2 protein-coding genes and 1 pseudogene are annotated in these 1,734 nt (G+C 33.0%); all 3 read left to right on the top strand.

What is annotated here, in order from left to right; genetic code table 11:
- Positions 1-43: 43 nt before the first annotated feature.
- Positions 44-667 (top strand): DarT ssDNA thymidine ADP-ribosyltransferase family protein, encoded by a 624-nt coding sequence (locus A6E04_RS20820; RefSeq protein ID WP_065612297.1) that lies wholly within the window; start codon positions 44-46, stop codon positions 665-667.
- Positions 668-672: 5 nt separating this feature from the next.
- Complete coding sequence (locus tag A6E04_RS20815) at positions 673-1,365, top strand: DarT1-associated NADAR antitoxin family protein (protein WP_065612296.1); 693 nt, start codon at positions 673-675, stop codon at positions 1,363-1,365.
- Positions 1,366-1,510: 145 nt separating this feature from the next.
- Positions 1,511-1,734 (top strand): annotated as a pseudogene (locus A6E04_RS20810) (type B chloramphenicol O-acetyltransferase); the annotation flags it as partial.

Raw genomic sequence — 1,734 nt, 5'->3', positions numbered from 1 at the left:
CGCTTTTCGAGGGGCACACCAGTTTAAGACATATGGAGTTATCATGTCAAGAAAAGAAAAAATACAGCAAATTATCACTGAGCAAAAAATTCCTGCTCTTGTTCATTTTACATCTCTTTCTAATCTCGAAGGTATCCTTGAAAGCGGGATTTTATCAAGAAATGATATTGATGAGACTGTTGAAATAAATGATGAGAAACGTCTCGATGGAAGAAAAAATACTATTTCGACTTCAATTGCATTTCCAAATAGCAAAATGTTTTATAAATATCGCAATGAAAAAAAAGGTAAATGGTGTGTTGTAGCAATCAGTAAGAATGTACTAACAGAACTTGATTGTATGTTTTGTAAACATAATGCAGCAGACGCACGAATTTCGTCAGAAAGTGATGAAGAATTAGCCAAGGCTAAAAGCCTTGCTAGTATGTATGAAGAAATAGCTAGTTTACCATCTAGAGAAGAACAAAAACTTAATATATACGATCCTACAGATGTTCAAGCTGAAGTTTTAATTCGTGACCATATACCAGCAAAGTATATTGTCGGTATAGCTTTTCCTGATAAACCATCAAAAGAACGGTTTGAAAAACAAACTAAAAAGCGTAAAGTAGTTGTGCACTCAAGAAATAAAGGTTTGTTCGGTTCACGTGAATATGTACGTAGGTAATTAATATGGCTGTAAGACCAATATTTGTCCCTTATCGAGAAGGTATAGGGGTTAAAGAAGTTAGTTTGAGTTTTCAATGGCATAGTGGCTTTGCTTTAGTGCAAAAACAAAAAACTATACAAGAACTTCATATGCAAGCAAATTCTCAGGGATATAATCGAGTTCTTGAAATATCAAGTAAGTCTCAAGATGATTTAGGGGTTAGGCTGAGTGCTTTTAATTTAATGATTACAACAAAAAAGAAGAATCAAACATTTTCTGTTGAATCCGCATTTCAGGGCAGTAAAGTTTTTGAACATGGTGGACCATATTTGGATCTTTTTTCTGTTGACTCTAGAACAGCAAAACAAGATTCAAGGATTAAATCATCAGGAAATTTAAAATTATTTAATTTTTTTAATCAAAAATTTTCAATAGTTCCTCGTACCTATTTTTATGATTGGTTATATATAAATGCATTATTACAAAACCCTGATTTAGCAGAACAATTAGATAAATATGATGCATTTAGTGATATTGAATTTAATCCTGAAAGATCTATTAATTGCCAAGCTCACGCAGCTTCTTTGTATATTAGTCTTCTTAGAAATGGTATCACTGTTGATGAGATTAAAAATCCTGAGTCTTTCTTAAAAGCTAGCAATGAACATTATGAAAAGCAGAAAAAGATTATTCAAGTTCAGTCTAAAATGTTCTAAAACCTAACAAATGCATCAACACGATTTACTACACTCGGCATCTCAGGTTGTCGGGTGTTTCTCGTTTTAAGGCGGCAATTTTAAGTATAATTGCTTGGTAGTAAACGTGTTATGCAGGCGTTATAAGCTTAAAAGAGGATTTAGGTTGAACAATTATTTTGAAAGCCCTTTTGTGGGCAAGTCACTGAAAGAACAGGTGACCAATCCTAATATTATTGTGGGTGAGCATAGTTACTATTCTGGCTATTATCATAATCATAGCTTTGATGATTGTGCTCGTTATTTATTGGCTGATAGAACGGATATTGATAAATTAATTATTGGTAGTTATTGCTCAATTGGTTCGGGTGCTGTTTTCATGATGGCGGG

The sequence above is a fragment of the Aliivibrio logei genome (genome assembly GCF_001691055.1).
Classification (GTDB): domain Bacteria; phylum Pseudomonadota; class Gammaproteobacteria; order Enterobacterales; family Vibrionaceae; genus Aliivibrio; species Aliivibrio salmonicida.
Note: the sequence above shows the minus strand (reverse complement) of the source record. Positions and strands in the feature narration are given on the sequence as shown.

Coding starts and splice junctions, on each gene's coding strand:
- A6E04_RS20815 (WP_065612296.1), top strand. CDS start 673: ATGGCTGTAAGACCAATATTTGTCCCTTATCGAGAAGGTATAGGGGTT.
- A6E04_RS20820 (WP_065612297.1), top strand. CDS start 44: ATGTCAAGAAAAGAAAAAATACAGCAAATTATCACTGAGCAAAAAATT.